Source organism: Pseudomonas fluorescens, from assembly GCF_041354075.1.
Taxonomy (GTDB): Bacteria; Pseudomonadota; Gammaproteobacteria; order Pseudomonadales; family Pseudomonadaceae; genus Aquipseudomonas; species Aquipseudomonas fluorescens_CE.
In genome coordinates, this window is the sequence record NZ_JARZGC010000010.1 from 1 (window position 1) to 22893 (window position 22893).

Below are 22893 nucleotides of genomic sequence, written 5' to 3' on the forward strand. Positions count from 1 at the left end.
AATGCGGACTGACAGTCGACAGAAATGTTGGCAGATCTGACGCTTTCGCGAGCAAGCCCGCTCCCACATCAGCTCTGTGCCGCCTGCCCCCTCCTTTGTAAAACCCTATATAATGTGCGCTTTTTAGCGATCCTGAACTCAAGGAGCTTTAGTGAGCACGTTGCCACCCTGCCCGAAATGCAATTCCGAATACACCTATGAAGACGGCACACAGCTGATCTGCCCTGAGTGTGCCCACGAATGGTCCGCCAGTGGCGAAGCCGAGGCGGCGTCCGATGACGCGGTGAAAAAGGATTCGGTGGGTAACGTCCTGCAGGATGGCGACACCATCACCGTGATCAAGGACCTGAAGGTCAAAGGCACTTCCCTGGTGGTCAAGGTCGGCACCAAGGTCAAGAACATCCGCCTGTGCGACGGCGATCACGACATCGACTGCAAGATCGATGGTATCGGTCCGATGAAGCTCAAGTCCGAGTTCGTCAGAAAAGTCTGAACCTGCCACATGCCATCCCGCGCCCGGCGTGGGATGGTGCTTTGCCCTCCCCCGCCCCCACCTGTTCCCTCTCAACTCCCCAATGTCGGCCATTTTGACCTGACACAATCTTTACCCGGAAAAAATCACAATTGGCCAATAGGCCCTTGCTATTTCTTGAATAAGAATTATTCTCATTGAACCAATCAATGGAGATGAGAACCATGACTTATTTGATCGACGCCTGGCTGGATCGCCCACACCCCTACCTCAGGATTCTGCATCGGGAAACCGGGGAAGTCTGTGCGGTACTGGAAGAGGAAGCCTTGAGCGAGCTGCAGGATCAAGGTGACCTGGACGTCAGTGGCTTGAGTTCCAGCGAGCCGGTGGTGCTCAAGGAACTGGTGCGCAATCTGTTTCTGTTCTGCTACGCCCGGGCGTTGCGCCCGACGACGGAGCTCAATGGCAAGTTTCATCCATGAGACACACTGCAAAACAAACCTGTAGGAGCGAGCATGCTCGCGAAGGAATTGAGGACGCCGCTGGGCATCAGATACCCAGCATTATCGTTAACGTCCATTCGCGAGCATGCTCGCTCCTACAGATGAATCATCAGCGGTCTTACAGAACGTCGAGCAGCTCGACGTCGAAGACCAGTACGCTGTGCGGCGGAATGCTGCCAACGCCTTGAGCGCCGTAAGCCAGCTCGCTCGGCACGTACAGACGCCATTTGCTGCCGGCGTTCATCAGTTGCAGGGCCTCGGTCCAGCCGGCGATCACGCCGCCCACCGGGAATTCTGCAGGCTGACCACGATCGTAGGAGCTGTCGAACACAGTGCCGTCGATCAGGGTGCCGTGGTAGTGGGTACGCACGGTGTCTTCACGGGACGGCTTGGCGCCCTCACCGGCGGTCAACACTTCGAATTGCAGACCGGAAGCCAGGGTGGTGATGCCGTCGCGCTTGGCGTTTTCAGCCAGGAACGCCAGACCTTCGCCTGCAGCCGCTTCAGCCTTGGCAGCCGCTTCGGCTTGCATGATTTCGCGGATGACCTTGAAGCTGGCGGACATTTCTTCCTGGCCCACACGGCTTGGCTTGCCGCCAAACGCGTCGGTCAGACCTGCCAGGATCGCGTCCAGGCTGACGCCCGGTGGCGGATTGTCACGCAGTTGGTCGCCCAGCTGACGGCCAATGCCGTAGCTGACGCGGGTTTCGTCGGTGGACAGATTTACTTCGGACATGACACTGCTCCGCTGTGCGGGCGACTCTGGATCTGCCGTGCATGCACAGCACCACCGGAGCGCCCGGAACCAAAAAGGGCCAGCAGACTAGCACAGATGTCGATGCGCTGATGAGGGGCGTCAGTGATGCCAGGCAGAACCGAAGCCGATCGGCACCTTGAGGCTCTCCCCGGTACCCGCCTCCAGTCCGCACATTTCATCATGGACCGAGGTGTGCACCAGGTTGAACGGCAGGTCGGGAAAGTCGTGAAGCACCGCCCGCGCATGCTCTACCGAGCGCAGGTGGAACATCTGGCCGCGGGCATCGCTCAAGGGATACGCCGCACCGTGCATGCGCGCTTCCAGCAGATAGATCCCGCCTTCCAGCGAGACCAGATTCAGCTCGTCGATTTTCCCGGCGATGGCATAAGCATGTAGCTCTATGAAGTTCATGAACGTACCCCACACACTGGCGAGACAACATCCCTTAAGGGATAGGCTTCAGAACCTCAAAGTACAAGCCAGAACTGCCACCGCCCGTCCGTTTCACACCTGCAGCGGAAAAATCAGTGCTTGGTGACCTTGTCCAGGTAACCCATGGCGAACGCCGAGACCACGAACGTCATGTGAATGATGACGTACCACATCAAATGCTCGGGATCGACGTTCTTCGCATCCATGAAAATACGCAGCAGGTGAATGGAGGAAATGGCCACGATGGAAGCCGCCACCTTCATCTTCAGCGACGAGGAGTCCATGGTGCCCAGCCAGTTGAGCTTTTCCTTGGTGTCGTCGATGTCCAGCTGGGACACGAAGTTCTCGTAGCCGGAAATCATCACCATCACCAGCAGGCCGCCCACCAGCGCCATGTCGATCAGCGACAGCAGCACCAGGATCAGGTCGGACTCGGCCATCGAGAACACGTTTGGGATGACGTGGAAGACTTCCTGGAAAAACTTCAGCGCCAGGGCCAGCAGACCGAGGGAAAGGCCGAAGTAGATCGGCGCCAGCAGCCAGCGGGAGGCGTACATTGCATTTTCGATAAAGCGTTCCATTGAATCTCACACATGGTTGGAAATGGCGGCGAGTATACCAGCCGCCTGTTACACCCATAAACAGTCGGCAAATCCGCCACCTGCACGTGTATGACAAGGTTTTTCTGCTAGTGTCCAAATCATTGACAGCGCAGTGATATCAGACAGGAAGACTGGAAATGAATGGGCGAATGCCTTTGAAGAGCCTTGGCATGTTGCTGGTCCTGCTGACGGGCGGCTGCTCCCCCGGCGAGGACAACCCTCCGGCCAATCTGGACGAAAAGACGGCGCGGTTCGAAACGTCTCTGGAGGTCATCCAGGACCCCAAGCTCAAGAATGCCGTGACCGAACTGGGCAGCTCGTTGTTATTGCTCGAGCGGGCCCAGCTCAAGCTCGACAGCAAGCCCGTGGAGACCGAATACGGCGAGGATGTGCTCGCCGTGCTCAAACACTATTCCACCCCCCAGGCCCTGGTCGACACCTACATCAACGGCCTGATCGTGCTGCACAAGGATTCCAGTTCCGACTATCTGACCGACCTGCAACCGCTGTTCCCTCTCAATTTCGACATACCGGCCGGTTTTTTCTTTCCCCATGGCCTGCAATGGCAGTCAGTGACCCTGAGCAACAAGCGGGTGATCGCGTTCCAGCCTGAGTGGTCGGAGACCGATCCCGGCATCCAGTTGAGCCCGTCCAGTTCGAACCTGAACCATCCCGACGACCTCACGGTGACCTACCCCTTCATTGACGGCCTGGATGTGCAAAACAAGCACCAGCCGCAACCGGTGAGCCTGCAGGGCAAAGTGCAAGTCATCGCGCCCCGCCGGCTCTACAGCTTCGACCTGACGAAAAAGGACATCGGCCAGACCCGTAGCAACGACAACCTCAGCGTCACGCTCTTGAAGCTGACGGACAACTTCGCCGAAATCGAATACAACAACAGCGCGGCACTGGCGCCTGAAGTCGCGCAAATTCCCCTCAACTCGCTGATTGTCCAGGCCAGGGACGCCAGCGGGCAATTTCTCGCCCGTTCGGGGTCGATCAACCAGAGCGCTGCGCAAATTGCCTTCTATGAAAAACAACTGGCAAGGATGCAGAAGCAAAAGGCCTGGAGCGAAGCGTTCGAAAAGCAGCTCGAAGACGAGCAACGCGTTTTCGAGCAGAAACAGAAAAGCCAGTACTCGAAGGTCTATTTCAACGGGCCGATCGACACGCTGGAGGTCAGCCTGCTCGACTTCTCGACCGCCACGGTGACGCAAAAGGACCTTGACCTGCCAGTCCGTCGCTTCGACCGTCACACCACGCAAAAGACCATCCAGCCCCTGACGCTGCCCGTGGTGGTGTACGACGATCATGCCCCCACCTGGCTCAAAGGCGCGGCACTGAACGAGGAGCAACTGAAAAAAAGCGTCAGCATCCGCCAGTCGGTCGATGACCCGAGCGCTGCGCGCATCGAGTTCGACCACACTCACAGTTTCAACGACGAGCTGCTGGGCAGCGCCTTCAACCCTGGCGAAACCCCGGTCACTTTTTTCACCGAAGACAAACAGGGCCAGCGCGGTGAGCCGATTGAACTGCCGGCTGAGGCATATCAGATCGATCCCTTGAACAGCATCATCACCTACGATTTGAACCTGTTCGCGCAGACACCTGCCTACGCCGTGGGCTCCATGCCGCTGTTTCTGGCCACCATCGACAAGCAGACCCTCGACACGAACGCGCTGCCCAAGGGGCTGGAACTGAAGGGCAATGCGCTGGTGGTGGACCAGAAGCTGTTCCCCGCCCAGGACTGGCGCTTTTTCGCCAGGGACGAAAGCGGTCATTACCTCAAGGAGATTCTGTCGGTCAGCCATGACGCGAGCCCCGAAGGCCCGGCGTTGTTCGACGTGCATTACTTCTATGGCCAGCCGACGCGGCTGGAGACCTATCAGCGAACCGACCTCACCACCGTGCAGTACGGCTTCGAGGTCAAGCTCGACAAGGTCGAGGCCACCAACCCCGCCCCATGATCCGCCCGTCCCTCAGGACGGGAAGCCGCCGGAACTGCGGCAACGCCCGCCATTGATTTCCCGCAGCTGGGCTTGCAGGTGCAGGCACCAGATCTGCGGATCATCCGCCAGCTCGTAACCGTGCAGGGTCAGGCTTTCAACGATGGTATCGAGGATTGACTCAGCCACGAAGGGTCCGTGGAACGGGCCCTGGGCCTTGATGGCTGAAGGTTGCTCGCCAGCCATTCCGGCAGCGAAGAGCAAGGTCCACATGCCCGTATCCCCCGCCAAAGGGCGGATGGCACACTCGATACGGGTCACAAGGCCCAGGCATTGACGGGTGAGGCAAAGGTTGCGCGACATGGCGGCGCCCCTCGGTAGATCCGCTGTTCAGCCCCCAAGCAGGAGCTGTTTCGATCCAGTGATGACTCTCCTTATCCTTGAGCTGAGGATAGAAGAAAAGTTCGAACAGGACGCCAACCGGGACCAGAAGGCGCCGAGCGGTCATTGTGTGAATCTTGACGCCAGAGTGATGGCACTTTATTGGCGGATGCACCCAATATCCTGTGGGAGCGGGCTTGCTCGCGAAGGCGGTTCAACATTCAACACAATTGCTGACTGATCCACCGCCTTCGCGAGCAAACCCGCTCCCACAGGTTTAATCTGCGGCGCTCAAATCAGACCGGCTTGGCCTCGACCAGCGCCTCCTGCGCGGCCTCCTTCTCGGCCTCCTTGAGGTCTTCCTCGCTGATCATCTCGGCAATCACTCGCAGACGCTCGACCACCCTCGCATTGACGCTGCCTTCAGGGAATTCGCCGTTCTCGTCCGGCGCACCGGCCGGCTCGCCCACCAGCAGGCTCAGGGCTTCGTCCGCCTGACGCACCGCGTACACGTGGAACTGCCCCGCACGCACCGCCGCCAGCACCTTCTCATCGAGCATCAGCGTGGCCACGTTGGCGTGCGGAATGATCGCCCCTTGCTCGCCAGTCAGCCCACGGGCTTCACACAGGCGGAAGAAGCCTTCGATCTTCTCGTTGACCCCGCCCACGGCCTGCACTTCGCCAAACTGGTTGATCGACCCGGTGATCGCAAAACACTGCTTGAGCGGTGTTTTCGACAGCGCCGAGATCAAGGTGCACGCCTCGCCCAACGAAGCACTGTCGCCATCGACGTAACCGTACGACTGCTCCAGGGCGATACTCGCGGAGATCGCCAGCGGGAATTCCTGGGCGTAACGGCTGCCCAGATACCCGGTCAGGATCATCACGCCTTTGGAGTGGATCGGCTGACCGAGGTTGACCTCGCGCTCGATGTCGACGATGCCGCTGCCACCCGGATAGACAGTGGCGGAAATCCGCGCCGGCACACCAAAGGCCGAATCGCCGACTTCCAGTACCGTCAGGCCGTTGCATTTGCCGACGGCAGCGCCATCGGTGTCGATCAGGATGATCCCGGCCAGCATGTCGTCGAGAATCCGCGCCGACACACGACCGGTGCGGGTCGCTTTGGCCTTGAGCGCGCGCTCGATGTGGCCGGCGTCGGTCATTTCATCACTTGCCAGGTGACGGATGAAGTCCGCCTCGCTGACCAGCTGGAACAGGTCACCGATACGGGCCGACAAGCGCCCCTGGTGTTCGGCCAGGCGCGCGCTGTAGGTGGCCAGGCGCGCCACGGCGTCCGCCGTCAGCGGCGCCATGCCCTCCTCCGAGGTGCGGGTTTTGAGCAATTGCGCAAACTGCTCCAGGCTCTCGTCGACCATCGGGATGTCTTCGTCGAAATCCACCAGGACGCGGAACATCTCCTGGAAGTCCGGATCGAGGTCCTGCAGCGTGTAGTACAACTGGCGCGCCCCGATGATCACGACCTTGACCTGCAACGGGATGTGTTGCGGCGTCAGGGTCACGGTGGCCAGGCGGCCCAGTTCGCCCAGTGGCGACTCCATTTTCAGCTTGCGCGATTGCAGGGCGCGCTTGAGCGCATCCCACACGAATGGCTCGCCGAGCATTTTTTCCGCTTCGAGGATCAGGAAACCGCCGTTGGCCCGGTGCAACGCCCCCGGACGCAACTGCCGATAGGTCGTGTAGAGCGCGCCCTGGTCGGTGCTGTATTCAATGCGGCCAAACAGGTTTTCGTAAGTCGGGTGCGGCTCGAACACCACCGGTGCACCGCCGCTGGCGGCGTGCCCCACCACCAGGCTTGGCGCGTATTGCTCTTCGAGCATCTTGCGGGCGACCGCGTCAGCCTTGCTGTCATCGACCAGTTGCTCGACCACGGTTTTGAGCAGGTAGACCTGCATCGCCTGCAGGTAACCACAGACGGCGGCGTTCTCCGCGTACTTTTCCGACAACGGCGCCAGCAAAGGCTGCAGGGCCAGGGTGATGGTTTCTTCGTTGAGGTGACGCAGCTGATTGCTGGACTCGCGTTTCCATTGCGGCAGGCTGGCGAGTTCTTCGTTGAGACGCTCTTCCAGCGAGGAAATGTCGTCGTGGAAACGCTCACGATCGGCTTCCGGCAACTGGGCGAACTCCGCTTCGTCGAGGGCCTTGCCATCGAGCATCGGCGTGAACGCGATATTGCTGGCATCGCGATACAGCGCGACATCCTTCTCCAGCGCCAGACGCTCGATCACGTCCAGCGCCTTGTCATAACGCTGGTTGAAGGCCCGGTCGATCGCGCTTTTCTTCTGCTGGTAGGACGGGTGTTCGAACACGGCGGGGAAAGTCGAGAGCAGGTTGTCGATCAAGGCGTTGATGTCACCGATGAACGCGCCGGCGCTACCCGACGGCAATTCGAGGGCACGAGGTTCGCGCGGCTCATCGAAGTTGTTGACGTATACCCAGTCCGACGGGGTCTGCAGGCGCTTGCCCTCGGCTTTCAGGTAACGTTTGACGAACGAAAACCGGCCGGTGCCGGGTTCACCCATGACAAACACGTTGTAACCGGGGCGCGGCATGGCCACGCCAAACTGCAAGGCTTCGACCGCACGTTCCTGGCCAAGCACACCGCGAAAAGGCTCCAGATCATTGGTGGTAGAGAAGCTGAACTGTTCAGCGGAAAACGGACGGGTCAGCGCTTCAGGCGCTAGACGCAAGCTGGCAGCAACAGGATCAGGCATCGGGCTTCCTTACATCAGGCGGGGCAGATAGCGGCATTCTGGCGCTGCCCATACCCCACTGGCAAGGCGCGCCGTAAGCCTAAGCATAGACAAGCCGTCAGCCCCAGGCGGGCCGGGTCTAAATCAGCGTTTCCAATGAATATTTCGCAAAAAGCCACGGAACCCTTGGAACGTGCCTAAACTCCAACTTGCGCGGCTGGAACAATAACCGGCCCTCTGGCGCCTTTTCGGGCCACACCCTTGTCCATTGGTATGCACATAAAGAGAACAAAGCTATGAAACGGATTCTTCTCGGTACTCTCTTCACCGCTGTATCCATCAACGCCATGGCTCAGGCGCCAGGCGGCCCGGATTGCGGTTGGGGCAACATGCTGTTCGAAGGTCAGCGTGGTACTCCGGCTCACTTCCTGGCATCCACCACCAACGGCACTTCCGGTAACGCGACGTTCGGCATGACTTCCGGCACCAACGGTTGCTCGACCAATGCGTCGCTGACCTACGGCGGCAAATCCTGGTTTGCCATGAATGGCATGATGAACGAGCTGTCGGAAGACATGGCCAAAGGTAACGGCGAAGCGCTGACGACCTATGCCGTGGTACTGGGCGTGGCGCCGGAAGACCGTGCGCACTTCGCTGCCGTGACTCACGAGCACTTCCAGCAGATCTTCAGCAAGGCTGATGTGACCGCTGAAGACGTGCATACCAACACCCTGGCCGTCCTGAAGAACGATCCGCGTCTGGCCAAGTACGCCACTCAAGCTTAAGCTCGACTCACCCGCTCTTTTCGAGGAGCGGGTTTTATTTTTTGGACCTGCCCCTCCTTGGGTCTTTGTTTTTTTCGAATCTAAGTTGCCCATTATGCTCAAACGCCTTGCCTGGCTGGCGCTGTGTGTCTGCGCCCCGCTATCCGCCGCGCCTCACATCGACAATCAACGTTTGCAGCAATTGGCCAACGATCCCTTCTGGATCTCCCTGGGCCACTACGAAACGGCCAAACTGGGCGGCTGGCGCAGCTATGTCAGCGACCGCAAGTTCTTTCTCGCGCCCGACGGCAACGAACACCCGGACCGTGAGCTGGCAGCCACCGTCCAGGCGTTGTATGCCCCGGCCAGTGCCGGCGAGCAACACGCCCAATGCGTCTACCCCTCCCGCACCCGCTGGCTCAAGGCGCAGCTCGACCTGACCGATCTGCCGACGCCCGAGTGCGCCGAATTCAAAAAATGGTTCAAGGACGTGTCGCCCCACAGCGCGGTGATGATTTTCCCGGCGGCCTACCTGAACAGCCCGTCGTCGATGTTCGGCCACACCCTGCTGCGCATCGACCAGGCGGATGTGCAGAGCGACAAGACCTCGCTGCTCAGCTACGCCATCAACTTCGGCGCCTACATCGAAGGGTCGGACAACAGCATCCTCTACGCCTGGAAGGGCTTGATGGGCGGCTATCCGGGCCTGTTCGCGCTGGTGCCCTACCAGGAAAAACTCTCGGAATACCGCAGCCTGGAAAACCGTGACCTGTGGGAGTACCGCCTTAACCTGACCCAGCAGGAAACCGCACGGATGGTCGAGCACGTCTGGGAGCTGAAGCAGATCCAGTTCGACTATTTCTTCTTCGACGAAAACTGCTCGTATCGCCTGCTCGAACTGTTGCAGGTCGCACGTCCCAGCCTGCGGCTCACGGAGCAGTTCCCCCTGACGGCGATCCCCACTGACACCGTCAAGGCGGTCAAGGAAGCCGGCCTGGTGGAGTCGATCCAGTACCGGCCATCACGCGAACGTGAACTGCTGAGCCGCGCCGAGACGCTGGACCCTGAAGAACAACAGTGGGTGCTGAAGGTCAGCGCCGATCAGCGACAATTGCAGGAGCCGGCGTTCAAGGCTCAGCCCCGCGAGCGTCAGGCGCTGATCATCGACGCCGCTTACCGCCTCGAGCGCTACCGGGCCAATGGTCAGGAGCGCGATCCCCAACGGGCGCAACGCAGTTTCGAACTGCTGCGGGCGATCAACCAGAACCCGGCGCCAGAGCTGGACATCGCGCAGCCCGGCCTGCCGGAGGATGGCCACGAGTCCCGCACCTGGCAGGCCGGCATCGGCACCCGGGGCGACAAGGCCTTTGGCGAATATGGCCTGCGCATGGCCTATCACGACCTCAACGACAACGCCGAGAGTTTTCCCCTGGGCGCACAGATCGAAATCCTGCAGTTGAAACTGCGCCAGTACGAAGGCAATCAGTGGCAGTTGCAGCAACTGGATCTGGCGACCATCCGCTCCCTGACACCGCGCAATGAACTGCTGCAACCGCTGTCATGGCAAGTCACCGGCGGCCTCGAACGCGTTCCCGGCAAGCACGATGACGAAACCCTGGTCAGCCACGTCAACGGCGGGGGCGGTGGCACCTGGCAATTGAGCGACGACCTGCTGGGGTTTGCCCTGGGCACCGTGCGGGTCGAACACAACAATGATTTCGCCGAATTCATCTCGCCAGCCGCCGGCTTCAACAGCGGCCTGTTGTGGAAGAACCCGCTGGGCAACTTCAGCCTGGAAGCCAAGGGCGACTTCTTCACCAATGGCGAGGTGCGCCGCAGCCTCAGTCTGAATCAGCAGTGGGAATTGTCGCGCAACCTTGGCCTGCGCCTGAGCGCCCAGCGCGAGTTCAGCCACCTTGCCACGCCTGAAAACGAGGTGATGCTCGAGGTGAAGTGGTATCACTATTGACGCAAATCCCATGTGGGAGCGGGCTTGCTCGCGAAGGCGGTGTGCCAATCAACGGCATGGTGGCTGACACACCGCCCTCGCGAGCAAGCCCGCTCCCACATTTTATGTTTCATGACACATCCATCACACCCCTTTCACGATCGCCTCACGAACCCGCTCGTAGACTTGCTCCATCAGCCGCCGAGCGGCTCGGGAGACGACGATGCGGCGCGGTATGGCGGTGGTGGGTGTATTGATATTGATCGCGGGTTGCCAGACGACTCACGAAGAGTTGATTGCCAAGGGTTACCCGCCGGCGTTCGCCGACGGTTTCGATGACGGTTGCAGCAGCGGTCGCCAGGCCGCAGGGGCGATCACCGGCGAGTTTCGCAAGAACGTCCCGCGCTACCTCGGAGACAGCAACTACGCCGAGGGCTGGAGCGATGGCTTTCGCCAGTGCCAGGCCATGCGCGAGAGCGAAGACCGCGAGGACTACCGCAGCCACCATTGGGACGAGCGGGAAAAAGCCTGGCAGCAGCAGAAAGACCAGGACACCGCTCGGGCCTTTCACGCTCAATGAGTCGCTCACAGACATCCATTGAAACCAAAAGCCTGTGACCATGGCCCAAACCCTATAACAGGGAGGAGCCCCATGAGTCGCGCCTTCGTCAATGAAGATAACGCTGCGGCGCAAGCCGATCAGCCGGTCGAACGGCAGGTCAGCACGCAGCCCAATTACGTCACGCCCGCAGGCTTTGCCCAGTTGCAGGCGAAAGTCGCCGAGCTGCAACAGCAGCACGGCGAGCAGTTGGCCAAGGGCGAGCAGGCCGACAAGCAGCGCCTGGCCGACCTGGAGCGGGATCTACGCTATTTCAATCAACGCCTGCAAAGCGCGCAGGTCGTGCCCGCACCCCGTTCAACGCAAAAGGTGCAGATCGGCAGCCGTGTGACGTTCGCCGACGAACAGGACACCGAGCGCACCGTGCAACTGGTGGGCGAGGACCAGGCCGACGCGCCGGCCGGCCTGATCAATTGGGGCTCGCCGCTGGGCAGGGCACTGCTTGGCGCGCAACTCGGGGATGAGGTGCTATGGCAACGCCCGGCCGGGAATCAGACGATCGAGATCCTTCGCATCGAAACCGTTTAAACCACACCCTGGGCGAGCATAGCGTCGGCAACCTTGACGAAACCGGCGATGTTCGCACCTTTGACGTAATTGACCTGGCCGTTCTCTTCGCCGTAATGCACGCAGGCGTGGTGGATCGACTGCATGATCCCGTGCAGCTTGCTGTCCACTTCGCCGCCGGTCCACAGCAGGCGCATGGCGTTCTGCGACATCTCCAGACCACTCACCGCCACACCGCCGGCGTTGGATGCCTTGCCTGGCGCAAACAGGATACCGGCTTCGATGAACAGGTCCACCGCTTCCAGGGTGGTCGGCATGTTCGCGCCCTCGGCCACGCAGACGCAGCCGTTACGCAACAGGGTGCGCGCAGCCTCGGCGTCGAGTTCGTTCTGGGTCGCGCACGGTAGCGCGATATCGCACGCCAGGTCCCAGGGGCACTGGCCGGCCCGGAATTCCAGGCCAAAAGCCGTGGCCAGCTCGCTGATGCGGCCGCGCTTGACGTTTTTCAGCTCAAGCAACGCCAGCCATTGCGCTTCGGTCAAACCGGCCTCGCAATACAGCGTGCCTTCGGAATCGGAGAGGGAGATCACCTTGCCGCCCAGGTCCATGACCTTGCGCGCGGCATACTGCGCCACGTTGCCCGAACCCGAGATGGCCACGCGCTTGCCTTCGACGGCGTCACCCCGGCGTTTGAGCATTTCCTCGGCAAAGTACACACAGCCGAAACCGGTGGCTTCCGGACGAATCAGGCTGCCGCCGTAGCTCGGGCCCTTACCGGTCAGCACACTGGTGAACTGGTTGCTCAGGCGCTTGTACTGGCCGAACAGGAACCCGATCTCACGCGCACCGACACCGATGTCGCCGGCCGGAACGTCAACGTCCGCACCGATGTGCCGGTACAACTCGCTCATGAAGGCCTGGCAGAAACGCATGACCTCCGCGTCGCTCTTGCCCTTGGGGTCGAAGTCCGAACCGCCCTTGCCGCCGCCCATCGGCAACGAGGTCAACGAGTTCTTGAAGGTCTGCTCGAAGGCGAGGAATTTCAGCACGCCGAGGTTGACCGAAGGATGGAAGCGCAGGCCACCCTTGTACGGTCCGATGGCGCTGTTCATCTGCACGCGGAAACCGCGATTGACCTGCACCTTGCCTTGATCGTCGACCCACGACACACGAAACACCACTGCCCGCTCCGGCTCGCACATGCGCTCCAGGATGCCGGAAATCAGGTAATGCGGGTTGGCCTCGAGAAACGGCCACAGGCTGCGCAGGACTTCTTCCACGGCTTGATGGAATTCCGGCTGATCCGGGTCGCGTTTTTTCAGTCGGGCAAGGAAGGAGTCGACGGATTCAATCATGGAGAAGTCTCGGCAAATGCATTGTCATTGGAAGATTTTGCGCCGGACTGTAACAAAGGACTAACGCACTGTAACAGCGCAAAATGTCGCAGTTATGAAATTAAATGGTGCACTAGATATAAATTAACGCACTTAAGCGGGCAATTTTGCACCCAGAAGGGGCGACGCTCTCAAGACTTGCACCAACAGTCACATCGCCATCGCTGGCAAGCCAGCTCCTACAGGGTCGGCGAATTACCTGTGGGAGCTGGCTTGCCAGCGATGAATTCACTGAGCTGCCACTGCCTACATGCAACAGGCAAAAAAAACGGAGCCCGAAGGCTCCGCTTTTTTCATGCAAACGACCCTTGATCAGGCGAGTTTCTTGTGGCGTACACGGTGCGGCTGGGCAGCCGCTTCGCCGAGGCGTTTTTTGCGATCGGCTTCGTACTCGGTGTAGTTGCCTTCGAAGAACACCGCTTGCGAGTCGTCTTCGTACGCCAGGATGTGCGTGGCCACGCGGTCCAGGAACCACCGATCGTGGGAGATCACAATGGCGGCGCCCGGGAAGTCCAGCAGGGCTTCTTCCAGGGAACGAAGGGTTTCAACGTCAAGGTCGTTGGACGGTTCGTCGAGCAGCAGGACGTTACCGCCCTCCTTCAGGGTCAGGGCCAGGTGCAGGCGACCGCGCTCACCACCGGACAGGTCCTTGACGAACTTCTGCTGATCGCCGCCCTTGAAGTTGAAGCGACCGACGTAGGTCCGCGACGGAATCTCGTAGTTGCCGATGCGGATCTGGTCCGAACCGTCGGAGATCTGCTGGAACACGGTCTTGCTGCCGTCCAGGTCCTCGCGGCTCTGGTCGACGCAGGCCAGTTGCACGGTTTCGCCGATTTCGATGCTGCCCGAATCCGGCGTTTCCTTGCCCATCAGCATGCGGAACAGGGTCGATTTACCGGCACCGTTACCGCCGATTACGCCCACGATGGCGCCTTTGGGCATGGCGAACGACAGGTTGTCGATCAGCACGCGATCGCCGTAGCCCTTGGTGACGTTCTTGAACTCGATGACCTTGTCACCCAGGCGCGGACCGGCCGGGATGTAGATCTCGTTGGTTTCGCTGCGCTTCTGGAATTCCTGCGACTGCATTTCCTCGAAGCGTTGCAGACGGGCCTTGGATTTGGACTGACGGGCCTTGGCGCCTTTGCGCACCCACTCCAGTTCTTCCTTCATGGCTTTTTCATGGGCCGACTGCTGCTTGGATTCCTGGGCCAGACGATCGGACTTGGCTTCCAGCCAACCCGAATAGTTGCCCTCGTAAGGAATGCCCGCGCCGCGGTCGAGTTCCAGAATCCAGCCGGCAACGTTGTCCAGGAAGTACCGGTCGTGCGTGATCGCAACCACGGTGCCCGGGAAGTCGTGGAGGAAATGCTCCAGCCAGGCGACGGAGTCGGCATCCAGGTGGTTGGTCGGTTCGTCGAGCAGCAGCATGTCCGGTGCGGACAGCAGCAAACGGCACAGGGCCACACGACGTTTTTCACCACCGGACAGGTGTTCGACCTTGGCATCCCAGGCCGGCAGACGCAGCGCATCGGCGGCGACTTCCAGCTGGCGCTCCAGGTTATGACCGTCGCCCGCCTGCAGGATGGCTTCGAGCTTGGCCTGTTCAGCCGCGAGCTTGTCGAAGTCGGCATCCGGTTCGGCGTAGGCCGCATAGACCTCGTCCAGGCGCGCCTGGGCCTCCTTGATCACGCTGACCGCTTCCTCGACCACTTCACGAACGGTCTTGGTCGGGTCCAGGATCGGCTCCTGCGGCAGGTAACCGATGTTCAGCTCCGGCATCGGCCGGGCTTCGCCTTCGAATTCGGTGTCGACGCCGGCCATGATTTTCAACAGCGTGGATTTACCCGAACCGTTGAGGCCGAGCACGCCGATCTTGGCGCCTGGAAAGAATGACAGCGAAATATTTTTCAGGATTTCCCGCTTCGGCGGAACAACTTTGCCCAGCCGATGCATGGTGAATACGTATTGAGCCATGGAGAACCTAGGGTCAGTGACTGATGAATGGGTGGAACGCAGGCAATGCCTGGCCAGGCCGGTGCGCGTCGACGCTTGATGGATCATGCTGCGCGCTGAAAAAACCTGATTCTAGGAGCTGGAACGCTCCCGCGTAACCGGCAAAGCTACCTGAATGACGAGAGGCAGTCCAGCCGAACGGGGCTGGCACTTTGCCACAACTCAAGGCATGCTAGGCGCCCTCCGGGCGTCCGGCTTATAGTGCACGTCGCGCCAGTCCAGCCCAACCGCAGGATCACAGCTTGTCCAACGTCACGCCGCCCCTGATTACCCGCGCACCGACCGCTGCGCCCGGCTCTCCCCTGCGCGGAACCCTCAAAGGCGTACTGGCGACACTGGTGTTGCTGCTGCTCGCCCTGCTCTTCTGGCAATTACTGGATCAACTGCGGGAAACCCAGAAAAACCAGCGTCAGTACACCATCGACTACACGGCCGACCTGGCCGCACAAGTCAGCCTGAACATGTCGCTCAACGCGCAGATTGCCCTCAACCTGCTACCGATCGTCGAGCAACCGCAAAGTGCAGACGAACAACAGGAGCTTTTGCGCAAGCTGCAAAAAAGCATGCCCGACCTGCTCAGCCTCGCGTTGCTGAGCCCTTCCGGCAAGATCCTCAGCGACAGCGCCACCGACAGTGATGACGCCGATTACCTGGCCGAGCTGGTTCGACGCAGCCGCGCCCAGGTGCATTACTTCAGTAATGCGGACAATGGCTCGGTGGTGCATCTGCTGCTGCATCAGGCCAGCGGCAGTACGCGCGGTTACTGGGCGCTGCGCCTGAAGCCGAATTTCTTCTCGGCCCTGACCCAACTGAACGAATCCGGCGTCCGCCCGTTGTGGCTGGTGGAAAACCGCGTCAATCACCAGGTCCTCAGCCGAGACCAGTCGGGCCCGCTGCCCAAACCCGGCGAACTGACCGAAGCCGATGTGGCCAACAGTGTGCTGACGGTGCCGCTGAGCTACAGCGATTGGCAATTGCGCGGGTTGTTCGACCGTCAACGGGTCATCGAAGAACTGCTGCCTGCCTTCATCGGCAAGTGTCTTCTGGGGCTGGCGTTCTCCCTGCTGCCGCTGATTGCCTTGCTGAACATGCGCCGCCGCCAGCGCCAGGTAAATGAAGGCCGTCGACGCTACCAGGATATTTTCGAAGGCACCGGCGTCGCGCTGTGCGTCCTCGACGTGTCGGGCCTGAAGAGCGCTTTCGACAAGGCGAACCTGCACGGCAGCGAACAACTGCAAACCTGGCTGGCAGACCCGGACCAACGGCGGCAAATGCTGCAGGAGCTGCGGATCACCGAGGTCAACCAGGTGGCGCTGCAACTGCTGAACGTCAGCACCTGCGAGCAAGCCTGGAAACTGCTGATCGACGGCAATCCGCTGGACGGCAGCGCCATTGGCAACCAGGTGCTCGACGCCGTGCTCAACCAGCAGAAACAGCTCGAGCTGGAAATCAAGTTGGCGGACGCCAACGGCCGCGACCAACACTTGTGGCTGGTGCTGCGCCTGCCGGAAGACCAGGACGACTACAAAGCGGTGATCCTGAGCATCAACGACATCACCAGCCGCAAGCTCATCGAACTGTCGCTGCTCGAACGTGAAGGGTTCTGGTCCGACGTGGTGCGCACGGTGCCGGATCACCTGTACGTGCAGGACGTGATCAGCCAGCGCATGATCTTCAGCAACCATCACCTGGGCCAGACACTCGGCTACAACCGCACCGAATTGCACCAGATGGGCGAATATTTCTGGGAAATCCTCCTGCACCCCGAAGATGCCGACTTTTACCACCGAAGCCGCCAGGCCCAGCGGCATTCGGGTTATGCCCAGCTGCTGCAATGCCATCTGCGCTTCCGTCATCGGGACGGCAAATGGCGTCGTTTCGACATTCGCGAGCAGGCCCTGGCGCGGGACAAATATGATCAGGTCACCCGAATCATTGGCGTGGCCAAGGACATTACCGAGCAGATCGAGGCCAGCGAATCCCTGCGCGACAGCGAACAGCGCTACCGGATGCTGGCCGAAAGCATCAGCGACGTGATCTTCTCCACCGACAGCCAACTCTCGCTCAACTATGTCAGCCCATCGGTACAAAGCGTGCTGGGCTATGACGTCGACTGGATCTTCCGCAATGGCTGGCAGACCACCATTGCCAACCCTCAGCAATTGTCCGGCATTTTCAGCCTGATGGACCGGGTCAGCAAGGCGCTGGATAAACCCGAGCAACTGGCGCTGCTGCGCAGCCAGGTGCAGACCCAATTGTTCGTGTTCGACTGCCTGCGCGGCGATGGGCGCAAGATTCCGATCGAATTGCGCCTGGTGCTGGTCTGGGACGAACACGGCGCCTTCGAAGGCGTGCTCGGCGTCGGTCGCGACATCAGCCAGCAACGTCGGGCCGAGAAAGACCTGCGCATGGCGGCCACGGTATTCGAGCACTCGACCTCGGCGATCCTGATCACCGACCCGGCCGGCTACATCGTCCAGGCCAACGAGGCCTTCAGCCGCGTCAGTGGTTACGCGGTCGAGCAGGTGCTCGACCAGTTGCCGAATATCCTGACGGTCGACGAGCAACAGGAAGCCCACCTGCGCTATGTGCTCAAGCAACTGAACCAGAACAGCACCTGGGAAGGCGAAGTCTGGCTCAAGCGTCGCAATGGCGAGCATTACCCGGCGTGGGTCGGCATCACGGCGGTGCTCGACGACGAGGGCGACCTGGCCAGTTACGTGTGCTTCTTTACCGACATCAGCGAGCGCAAGGCCAGCGAGCAGCGCATTCACCGCCTCGCCTACTATGACGCCCTGACCCACCTGCCCAACCGCACACTGTTCCAGGACCGCCTGCACACCGCCCTGCAATCGGCGGAACGGCAGAAGTCCTGGGTGGTGCTGATGTTCCTCGACCTTGACCGTTTCAAGCCGATCAACGACTCCCTGGGCCACGCCGCCGGCGATCGCATGCTCAAGGAAATGGCCACGCGCCTGCTCGGTTGCGTCGACGATGACGACACCGTGGCCCGCATGGGTGGCGACGAATTCACCCTGCTCCTGCAACCGCGCATCAACCGCGAAATTGCCCTGAACCGGGCGATTCACGTGGCCGAGCAGATTCTCGCCAGCCTGGTCAAACCCTTCGTGCTGGAGGGTCGCGAGTTCTTCGTCACCGCGAGTATCGGCATCGCCTTGAGCCCGCAGGATGGCAATGAACTCAGCCAGTTGATGAAAAACGCCGACACCGCGATGTATCACGCCAAGGAACGCGGCAAGAACAACTTCCAGTTCTACCAGACCGACATGAACGCCAGTGCCCTGGAACGCCTGGAGCTGGAAAGCGACCTGCGCCACGCCCTGGATCAGAACGAATTCATTCTTTACTACCAGCCCCAGTTCAGTGGCGACGGCAAGCGCCTGACCGGCGCCGAAGCCTTGCTGCGCTGGCGCCACCCACGCCGAGGCCTGGTGCCGCCAGGGGATTTCATCCCGGTGCTCGAGGAGCTCGGGCTGGTGGTCGACGTCGGCGACTGGGTGATCAGGGAAGCGTGCAGCCAGCTAAAGGCCTGGCACCAGGCCAAGGTGCGCGTGCCGAAAGTGTCGGTGAACATCTCGGCGCGGCAGTTTTCCGATGGCCAACTGGGCACGCGCATTGCCGACATCCTCAAGGAAACCGGCCTGCCGCCCGCCTGCCTGGAGCTGGAGCTGACCGAAAGCATCCTGATGCGCGAAGTCAGCGAGGCCATGCAGATTCTCGACGGGTTGAAGAACCTCGGGTTGAGCATCGCCGTGGATGACTTCGGTACCGGTTACTCATCGCTCAACTACCTCAAGCAATTCCCGATCGATGTGCTGAAAATCGACCGCACGTTCGTCGACGGCCTGCCTTCGGGCGAACAGGACGCGCAGATCGCCCGGGCGATCATCGCCATGGCCCACAGCCTCAACCTGGCGGTGATCGCCGAGGGCGTGGAAACCCATGAACAGCTCGACTTCCTGCGCGAGCATGGTTGCGATGAGGTTCAGGGCTACCTGTTCGGGCGGCCGATGGCGGCGGGCCGGTTCGAAGCGCAGTTCAGCAATGATGCGCTCTTCGTGTTCGAATGAAATCCTGCGGCGATGAGGCCTCTGAAGGCGCCGCATTTCTGCTCATGAAGCCCGCTTGTCTACGACATGATGTCCTTTCATATGCCATCTAAAACCCATTGGGTTAGAATGCCCCCCTTTTCTGCCCCGATCCTTGAGGACCGCCATGTTCAGCCGTGATTTGACTATTGCCAAGTACGACGCCGATCTCTTTGCCGCCATGGAGCAAGAAGCTCAGCGCCAGGAAGAGCACATTGAGCTGATCGCTTCGGAAAACTACACCAGCCCTGCGGTGATGGAAGCTCAAGGCTCGGTTTTGACCAACAAGTACGCCGAAGGCTACCCAGGCAAGCGCTACTACGGCGGTTGCGAGTACGTCGACGTGGTCGAGCAACTGGCCATCGACCGCGCCAAGGAACTGTTCGGCGCCGATTACGCCAACGTTCAGCCGCACGCCGGCTCGCAAGCCAACAGCGCCGTTTACCTGGCCCTGCTGCAAGCGGGCGACACCATCCTGGGCATGAGCCTGGCCCACGGCGGTCACCTGACCCACGGCGCCAGCGTGTCCTCCTCCGGCAAGCTGTACAACGCCGTGCAGTACGGCATCGACGCCAACGGCCTGATCGACTACGACGAAGTCGAGCGCCTGGCCGTCGAGCACAAGCCAAAAATGATCGTGGCCGGTTTCTCCGCCTACTCGCAGATCCTCGACTTCCCGCGTTTCCGTGAAATCGCTGACAAGGTCGGTGCCTACCTGTTCGTCGACATGGCCCACGTGGCCGGTCTGGTCGCCGCAGGCGTCTACCCGAACCCGGTTCCATTCGCCGACGTCGTGACCACCACCACCCACAAGACCCTGCGCGGTCCACGTGGCGGCCTGATCCTGGCTCGCGCCAACGCCGACATCGAGAAAAAACTCAACTCCGCGGTCTTCCCGGGTGCCCAGGGCGGCCCGCTGGAGCACGTGATCGCCGCCAAGGCCATCTGTTTCAAGGAAGCGCTGCAGCCTGAGTTCAAGGCCTACCAGCAACAAGTGGTGAAAAACGCCCAGGCCATGGCCAGCGTGTTCATCGATCGCGGTTTCGACGTGGTTTCCGGCGGTACTCAGAACCACCTGTTCCTGCTGTCGCTGATCAAGCAGGAAATCTCCGGTAAAGATGCTGACGCCGCACTGGGCAAGGCATTCATCACCGTGAACAAGAACTCCGTGCCCAACGACCCACGCTCCCCGTTCGTCACCTCCGGCTTGCGCTTCGGTACTCCGGCCGTGACCACTCGCGGTTTCAAGGAAGCCGAGTGCAAGGAACTGGCTGGCTGGATCTGCGACATCCTGGCTGACCTGAACAACGAAGCGGTGATCGATGCCGTTCGTGAGAAGGTCAAGGCCATCTGCAAGAAGCTGCCGGTGTACGGCGCCTGATAGCGGATGACTGAAAGCCCGGCCAATTGGCCGGGCTTTTTTTTGTCTTGAATATGGCTGACCGATAGCGCCCCGTCATCAAGGGTAGAAACATCAGATCATTAAAAGCCAATCTCTTTAATAGTTCATAACTGCTAGTTTAATAACGACCGCAACAACGCAATTAAACCAGTTAATGGACATAACACAATGGGACAGAACAAAGAACGCTCTTTCGTTGCAACACTATCAACCTCGCACGGTAACCTGCATCTACCCAGACTGACTTATGGCAAAACCACTTACATACAAAAGCTGGATTACGACACCTGGTCATTTGAGGCCAATATGGATGTCTCGAACCATTTGTGCGTCAAAAGCGATGTGTCACCGCATCAATTGAAATTTTATTTCTATTGCATCGACGACTATTATTCCATCTACCTGTTCACCAACGGGCTGTACCATCGTCAGGCATTGAGTAATGAGACGAAGGACTTCATCGGAGCCTATTCGCCCAACAGCGGACAAACCACTTTCAATCTCCTGGACCAGCAGGGCCGTATCATCACGCTTGACCAATTGGGCGAAGAGACGGCATCCATCCGGATCCGCACCAGAGGCGGCAAAACACTCAGTGTGCGAGGCAACACCAAAGTCGGCGGGCTCGTCTGCACGGAGTCGCACAAAGCCAAGCCCCTGGAGTTCAAACTCGACATTGAGAGTCGGGGCGCAGCCTGATCATTTCAACGACTCGCAGGAATAGTTCGAGAGCATTCCTGGAAAGGGATTTGATATTCAACTCAAGCGTGCCTGCAAATATCCACGCCCGCTAACTTCTGCGCGCTCGAAACTCGAAATACAAGAAGCGGACATTCACAGAAGACAGTTGAAAGATCAGCGTTGTGCTAGTTGGGAAATATATCGGCCACACCAGCCTCACGACGAAACATCAAGTGAGTGTCACTGCTTACGTCCAGCGGGCGCGAAAGTTCATCGCGCCCGCGTTCTACCCCACGGGCAGCGAGTTGCTTTCAACCGGCCGCCACGTTATCGAATCCTGCCCGAATTTTCTCTTCAGGCAAATCATCGGCGATGAACACGATCACACTTTCACGCGCCTCATCGGGCGCCCATTCGGTATCCCAATCGAAGCCATACAACTTCAGCACGCCCTGGAACACCATGCGTCGCGGCTCGCCCTTGATGTTCAGTACCCCTTTGTAGCGCAACAATTGCTTGCCGTGGTCTTCGAGCAGTTCGTTCATGAACTCGCTCAGCTTGTCGATATCCAGCGGCTTGTCGGTGCGCAGCACCAGGCTGGAGATGCGATCGACCGAAGGTACCGAACTGACCGGACGCAAACTGACGCCGCCGCCGAGGTCGGCATTGAGATTGAAGCCGCGCACATCGAGCAGTTCGGCCAGATCGATCCTGCCATGATCCACCAGACGAATCGGTGCCCGGCGGTTGATGCGCGTCAGGCGTTCGCTCAGGGCGTTGAACGCCGGTTCGTCCACCAGATCGCGCTTGCTCACCAGCAGGCGGTCGGCGAAGCCGATCTGTGCCTGGGCAATGGTCTGGGCCAGGTGCACATCGGCGTGGGCGGCGTCGACCAGGGTGATGATGCCGTCGAGGATGTAACGCTCGCGCAATTCTTCGTCGATAAAGAAGGTTTGCGCCACCGGTGCCGGGTCCGCCAGGCCGGTGCATTCGATCACCAGACGGTCGAAGGCGAGCTCGCCGCTGTCCAGGCGTTCGAGCAGCAGGTACAGCGCTTTGGTCAGATCGGTGTGAATGGTGCAGCAGACACAGCCGTTGGACAGCGTCATCACTTGCACCGGCTCGTCGCCCAACAGCTGGGTGTCGATACCGGCGTCACTGAATTCGTTTTCGATTACGGCAATTTTCAGCCCGTGCTCGGCCTTGAGCAGGTGGCGCAACAGCGTGGTTTTGCCGGCGCCGAGGAATCCGCTGAGGATCGTGACGGGAATGGGAGAGGACAAAGGGCGAGTCTCCTGGATATCAAGGCGTAAAAATAACTGTAGGAGCGAGCATGCTCGCGATGGCGATCCTGACAACACGGGCATTCAGAGACCCTGCGTTATCGTTGACGACCATCGCGAGCATGCTCGCTCCTACAGGAGGTAGCACTTACCGAATTAGCAGCACTTCGGCCCACCCTTGCCACCGTAACGCGCTTCCTGGCGTTCACGAAAGAACACCTCGTAGCTCATCACCGGTTTGTCCGGGTGTTTGTTCTGCATGTGCTCGACGTAGGTGTCGTAGTCGGGCATGCCGACCATCAGGCGTGCGGCCTGACCGAGGTATTTACCCAGGCGACTCAAGTCATTGAACATGCTGCACTC

The 22893-nt window shown here is 60.1% G+C and carries 19 protein-coding genes; 10 read left to right on the forward strand and 9 right to left on the reverse strand.

The genetic code is table 11. From position 1 onward, the window contains the following. The first annotated feature begins 151 nt into the window (after window positions 1-151). Together QIW53_RS14780 and QIW53_RS14785 are read left to right on the forward strand one after the other, a co-directional pair. Window positions 152-493, forward strand: coding sequence for a zinc ribbon domain-containing protein YjdM (locus QIW53_RS14780; RefSeq protein ID WP_371050352.1), 342 nt, complete (start codon window positions 152-154; stop codon window positions 491-493). 203 nt (window positions 494-696) lie between these two features. Next, window positions 697-954 carry a PA4570 family protein gene (locus tag QIW53_RS14785; protein WP_371050353.1) on the forward strand — a complete coding sequence of 86 codons (258 nt, stop codon included), beginning with the start codon at window positions 697-699 and terminating at the stop codon, window positions 952-954. 139 nt (window positions 955-1093) lie between these two features. Here QIW53_RS14785 and QIW53_RS14790 read toward each other — a convergent pair whose 3' ends face one another. The 3 genes from QIW53_RS14790 to QIW53_RS14800 form a co-directional block, all read right to left on the reverse strand. Beyond that, on the reverse strand, window positions 1094-1711 hold the full coding sequence (locus QIW53_RS14790; protein WP_371050354.1) for an FKBP-type peptidyl-prolyl cis-trans isomerase: 618 nt from the start codon (window positions 1709-1711) through the stop codon (window positions 1094-1096). A gap of 120 nt (window positions 1712-1831) precedes the next feature. Next, window positions 1832-2143 (reverse strand): DUF6482 family protein, encoded by a 312-nt coding sequence (locus QIW53_RS14795; protein ID WP_371050355.1) that lies wholly within the window; start codon window positions 2141-2143, stop codon window positions 1832-1834. A gap of 113 nt (window positions 2144-2256) precedes the next feature. Next, the gene (locus QIW53_RS14800; RefSeq protein WP_175378846.1) at window positions 2257-2745 is read right to left on the reverse strand and encodes a TIGR00645 family protein; all 489 of its coding nucleotides are present in this window, start codon (window positions 2743-2745) and stop codon (window positions 2257-2259) included. A 158-nt stretch (window positions 2746-2903) separates the two neighbouring features. Here QIW53_RS14800 and QIW53_RS14805 point away from each other — a divergent pair, with 158 nt between their 5' ends. Then, a complete protein-coding gene (locus tag QIW53_RS14805; protein ID WP_371050356.1) occupies window positions 2904-4733 on the forward strand; it encodes a hypothetical protein in 1830 nt (609 codons plus the stop codon). A gap of 12 nt (window positions 4734-4745) precedes the next feature. Here QIW53_RS14805 and QIW53_RS14810 read toward each other — a convergent pair whose 3' ends face one another. After that, window positions 4746-5075, reverse strand: coding sequence for a PA4575 family protein (locus QIW53_RS14810; RefSeq protein WP_192309050.1), 330 nt, complete (start codon window positions 5073-5075; stop codon window positions 4746-4748). Window positions 5076-5389: 314 nt separating this feature from the next. Next, window positions 5390-7828, reverse strand: a complete 2439-nt coding sequence (locus tag QIW53_RS14815; RefSeq protein WP_371050357.1) for a Lon protease family protein — start codon at window positions 7826-7828, stop codon at window positions 5390-5392. 275 nt (window positions 7829-8103) lie between these two features. Between QIW53_RS14815 and QIW53_RS14820 the strand changes: the two genes are divergently transcribed. The 4 genes from QIW53_RS14820 (at window position 8104) to QIW53_RS14835 (ending at window position 11666) form a co-directional block, all read left to right on the forward strand. Continuing rightward, window positions 8104-8592 (forward strand): DUF3015 domain-containing protein, encoded by a 489-nt coding sequence (locus QIW53_RS14820; RefSeq protein ID WP_192309054.1) that lies wholly within the window; start codon window positions 8104-8106, stop codon window positions 8590-8592. A gap of 94 nt (window positions 8593-8686) precedes the next feature. After that, window positions 8687-10540 (forward strand): Lnb N-terminal periplasmic domain-containing protein, encoded by a 1854-nt coding sequence (locus QIW53_RS14825; protein ID WP_371050358.1) that lies wholly within the window; start codon window positions 8687-8689, stop codon window positions 10538-10540. 202 nt (window positions 10541-10742) lie between these two features. Beyond that, entirely contained in the window at window positions 10743-11099 is a 357-nt protein-coding gene (locus tag QIW53_RS14830; RefSeq protein ID WP_371050359.1) for a hypothetical protein, read from the forward strand. Between the two features lie 72 nt (window positions 11100-11171). Continuing rightward, window positions 11172-11666, forward strand: coding sequence for a GreA/GreB family elongation factor (locus tag QIW53_RS14835; RefSeq protein ID WP_371050360.1), 495 nt, complete (start codon window positions 11172-11174; stop codon window positions 11664-11666). On the opposite strand, the gene gdhA is transcribed toward QIW53_RS14835, so the two are convergent. Together gdhA and ettA are read right to left on the reverse strand one after the other, a co-directional pair. Further along, a complete protein-coding gene (gene gdhA / locus QIW53_RS14840) occupies window positions 11663-13000 on the reverse strand; it encodes an NADP-specific glutamate dehydrogenase (protein ID WP_371050361.1) in 1338 nt (445 codons plus the stop codon). The two genes, QIW53_RS14835 and gdhA, sit on opposite strands and share 4 nt — an antisense overlap. A gap of 351 nt (window positions 13001-13351) precedes the next feature. Further along, the gene (ettA, locus tag QIW53_RS14845; protein ID WP_371050362.1) at window positions 13352-15016 is read right to left on the reverse strand and encodes an energy-dependent translational throttle protein EttA; all 1665 of its coding nucleotides are present in this window, start codon (window positions 15014-15016) and stop codon (window positions 13352-13354) included. 281 nt (window positions 15017-15297) lie between these two features. Here ettA and QIW53_RS14850 point away from each other — a divergent pair, with 281 nt between their 5' ends. The 3 genes from QIW53_RS14850 to QIW53_RS14860 all read left to right on the forward strand — a co-directional run bounded on the left by QIW53_RS14850 (window position 15298) and on the right by QIW53_RS14860 (window position 21265). Next, entirely contained in the window at window positions 15298-19146 is a 3849-nt protein-coding gene (locus QIW53_RS14850) for a sensor domain-containing protein (RefSeq protein ID WP_371050363.1), read from the forward strand. Between the two features lie 145 nt (window positions 19147-19291). Further along, window positions 19292-20545 carry a serine hydroxymethyltransferase gene (gene glyA, locus QIW53_RS14855; RefSeq protein WP_371050364.1) on the forward strand — a complete coding sequence of 418 codons (1254 nt, stop codon included), beginning with the start codon at window positions 19292-19294 and terminating at the stop codon, window positions 20543-20545. Between the two features lie 189 nt (window positions 20546-20734). Then, window positions 20735-21265 carry a hypothetical protein gene (locus tag QIW53_RS14860; protein WP_201194916.1) on the forward strand — a complete coding sequence of 177 codons (531 nt, stop codon included), beginning with the start codon at window positions 20735-20737 and terminating at the stop codon, window positions 21263-21265. Window positions 21266-21558: 293 nt separating this feature from the next. Here the strand turns inward: QIW53_RS14860 and yjiA are convergent, their stop codons facing one another. Together yjiA and QIW53_RS14870 are read right to left on the reverse strand one after the other, a co-directional pair. After that, window positions 21559-22530, reverse strand: a complete 972-nt coding sequence (gene yjiA, locus QIW53_RS14865) for a GTPase (protein ID WP_371050365.1) — start codon at window positions 22528-22530, stop codon at window positions 21559-21561. A 156-nt stretch (window positions 22531-22686) separates the two neighbouring features. Beyond that, window positions 22687-22884 carry a YbdD/YjiX family protein gene (locus tag QIW53_RS14870; RefSeq protein ID WP_371050367.1) on the reverse strand — a complete coding sequence of 66 codons (198 nt, stop codon included), beginning with the start codon at window positions 22882-22884 and terminating at the stop codon, window positions 22687-22689. Between the last annotated feature and the right edge of the window lie 9 nt (window positions 22885-22893).

Coding starts and splice junctions, on each gene's coding strand:
- QIW53_RS14785 (WP_371050353.1), top strand. CDS start 697: ATGACTTATTTGATCGACGCCTGGCTGGATCGCCCACACCCCTACCTC.
- QIW53_RS14790 (WP_371050354.1), bottom strand. CDS start 1,711: ATGTCCGAAGTAAATCTGTCCACCGACGAAACCCGCGTCAGCTACGGC.
- QIW53_RS14795 (WP_371050355.1), bottom strand. CDS start 2,143: ATGAACTTCATAGAGCTACATGCTTATGCCATCGCCGGGAAAATCGAC.
- QIW53_RS14800 (WP_175378846.1), bottom strand. CDS start 2,745: ATGGAACGCTTTATCGAAAATGCAATGTACGCCTCCCGCTGGCTGCTG.
- QIW53_RS14805 (WP_371050356.1), top strand. CDS start 2,904: ATGAATGGGCGAATGCCTTTGAAGAGCCTTGGCATGTTGCTGGTCCTG.
- QIW53_RS14810 (WP_192309050.1), bottom strand. CDS start 5,075: ATGTCGCGCAACCTTTGCCTCACCCGTCAATGCCTGGGCCTTGTGACC.
- QIW53_RS14815 (WP_371050357.1), bottom strand. CDS start 7,828: ATGCCTGATCCTGTTGCTGCCAGCTTGCGTCTAGCGCCTGAAGCGCTG.
- QIW53_RS14820 (WP_192309054.1), top strand. CDS start 8,104: ATGAAACGGATTCTTCTCGGTACTCTCTTCACCGCTGTATCCATCAAC.
- QIW53_RS14825 (WP_371050358.1), top strand. CDS start 8,687: ATGCTCAAACGCCTTGCCTGGCTGGCGCTGTGTGTCTGCGCCCCGCTA.
- QIW53_RS14830 (WP_371050359.1), top strand. CDS start 10,743: ATGCGGCGCGGTATGGCGGTGGTGGGTGTATTGATATTGATCGCGGGT.
- QIW53_RS14835 (WP_371050360.1), top strand. CDS start 11,172: ATGAGTCGCGCCTTCGTCAATGAAGATAACGCTGCGGCGCAAGCCGAT.
- gdhA (WP_371050361.1), bottom strand. CDS start 13,000: ATGATTGAATCCGTCGACTCCTTCCTTGCCCGACTGAAAAAACGCGAC.
- ettA (WP_371050362.1), bottom strand. CDS start 15,016: ATGGCTCAATACGTATTCACCATGCATCGGCTGGGCAAAGTTGTTCCG.
- glyA (WP_371050364.1), top strand. CDS start 19,292: ATGTTCAGCCGTGATTTGACTATTGCCAAGTACGACGCCGATCTCTTT.
- QIW53_RS14860 (WP_201194916.1), top strand. CDS start 20,735: ATGGGACAGAACAAAGAACGCTCTTTCGTTGCAACACTATCAACCTCG.
- QIW53_RS14870 (WP_371050367.1), bottom strand. CDS start 22,884: ATGTTCAATGACTTGAGTCGCCTGGGTAAATACCTCGGTCAGGCCGCA.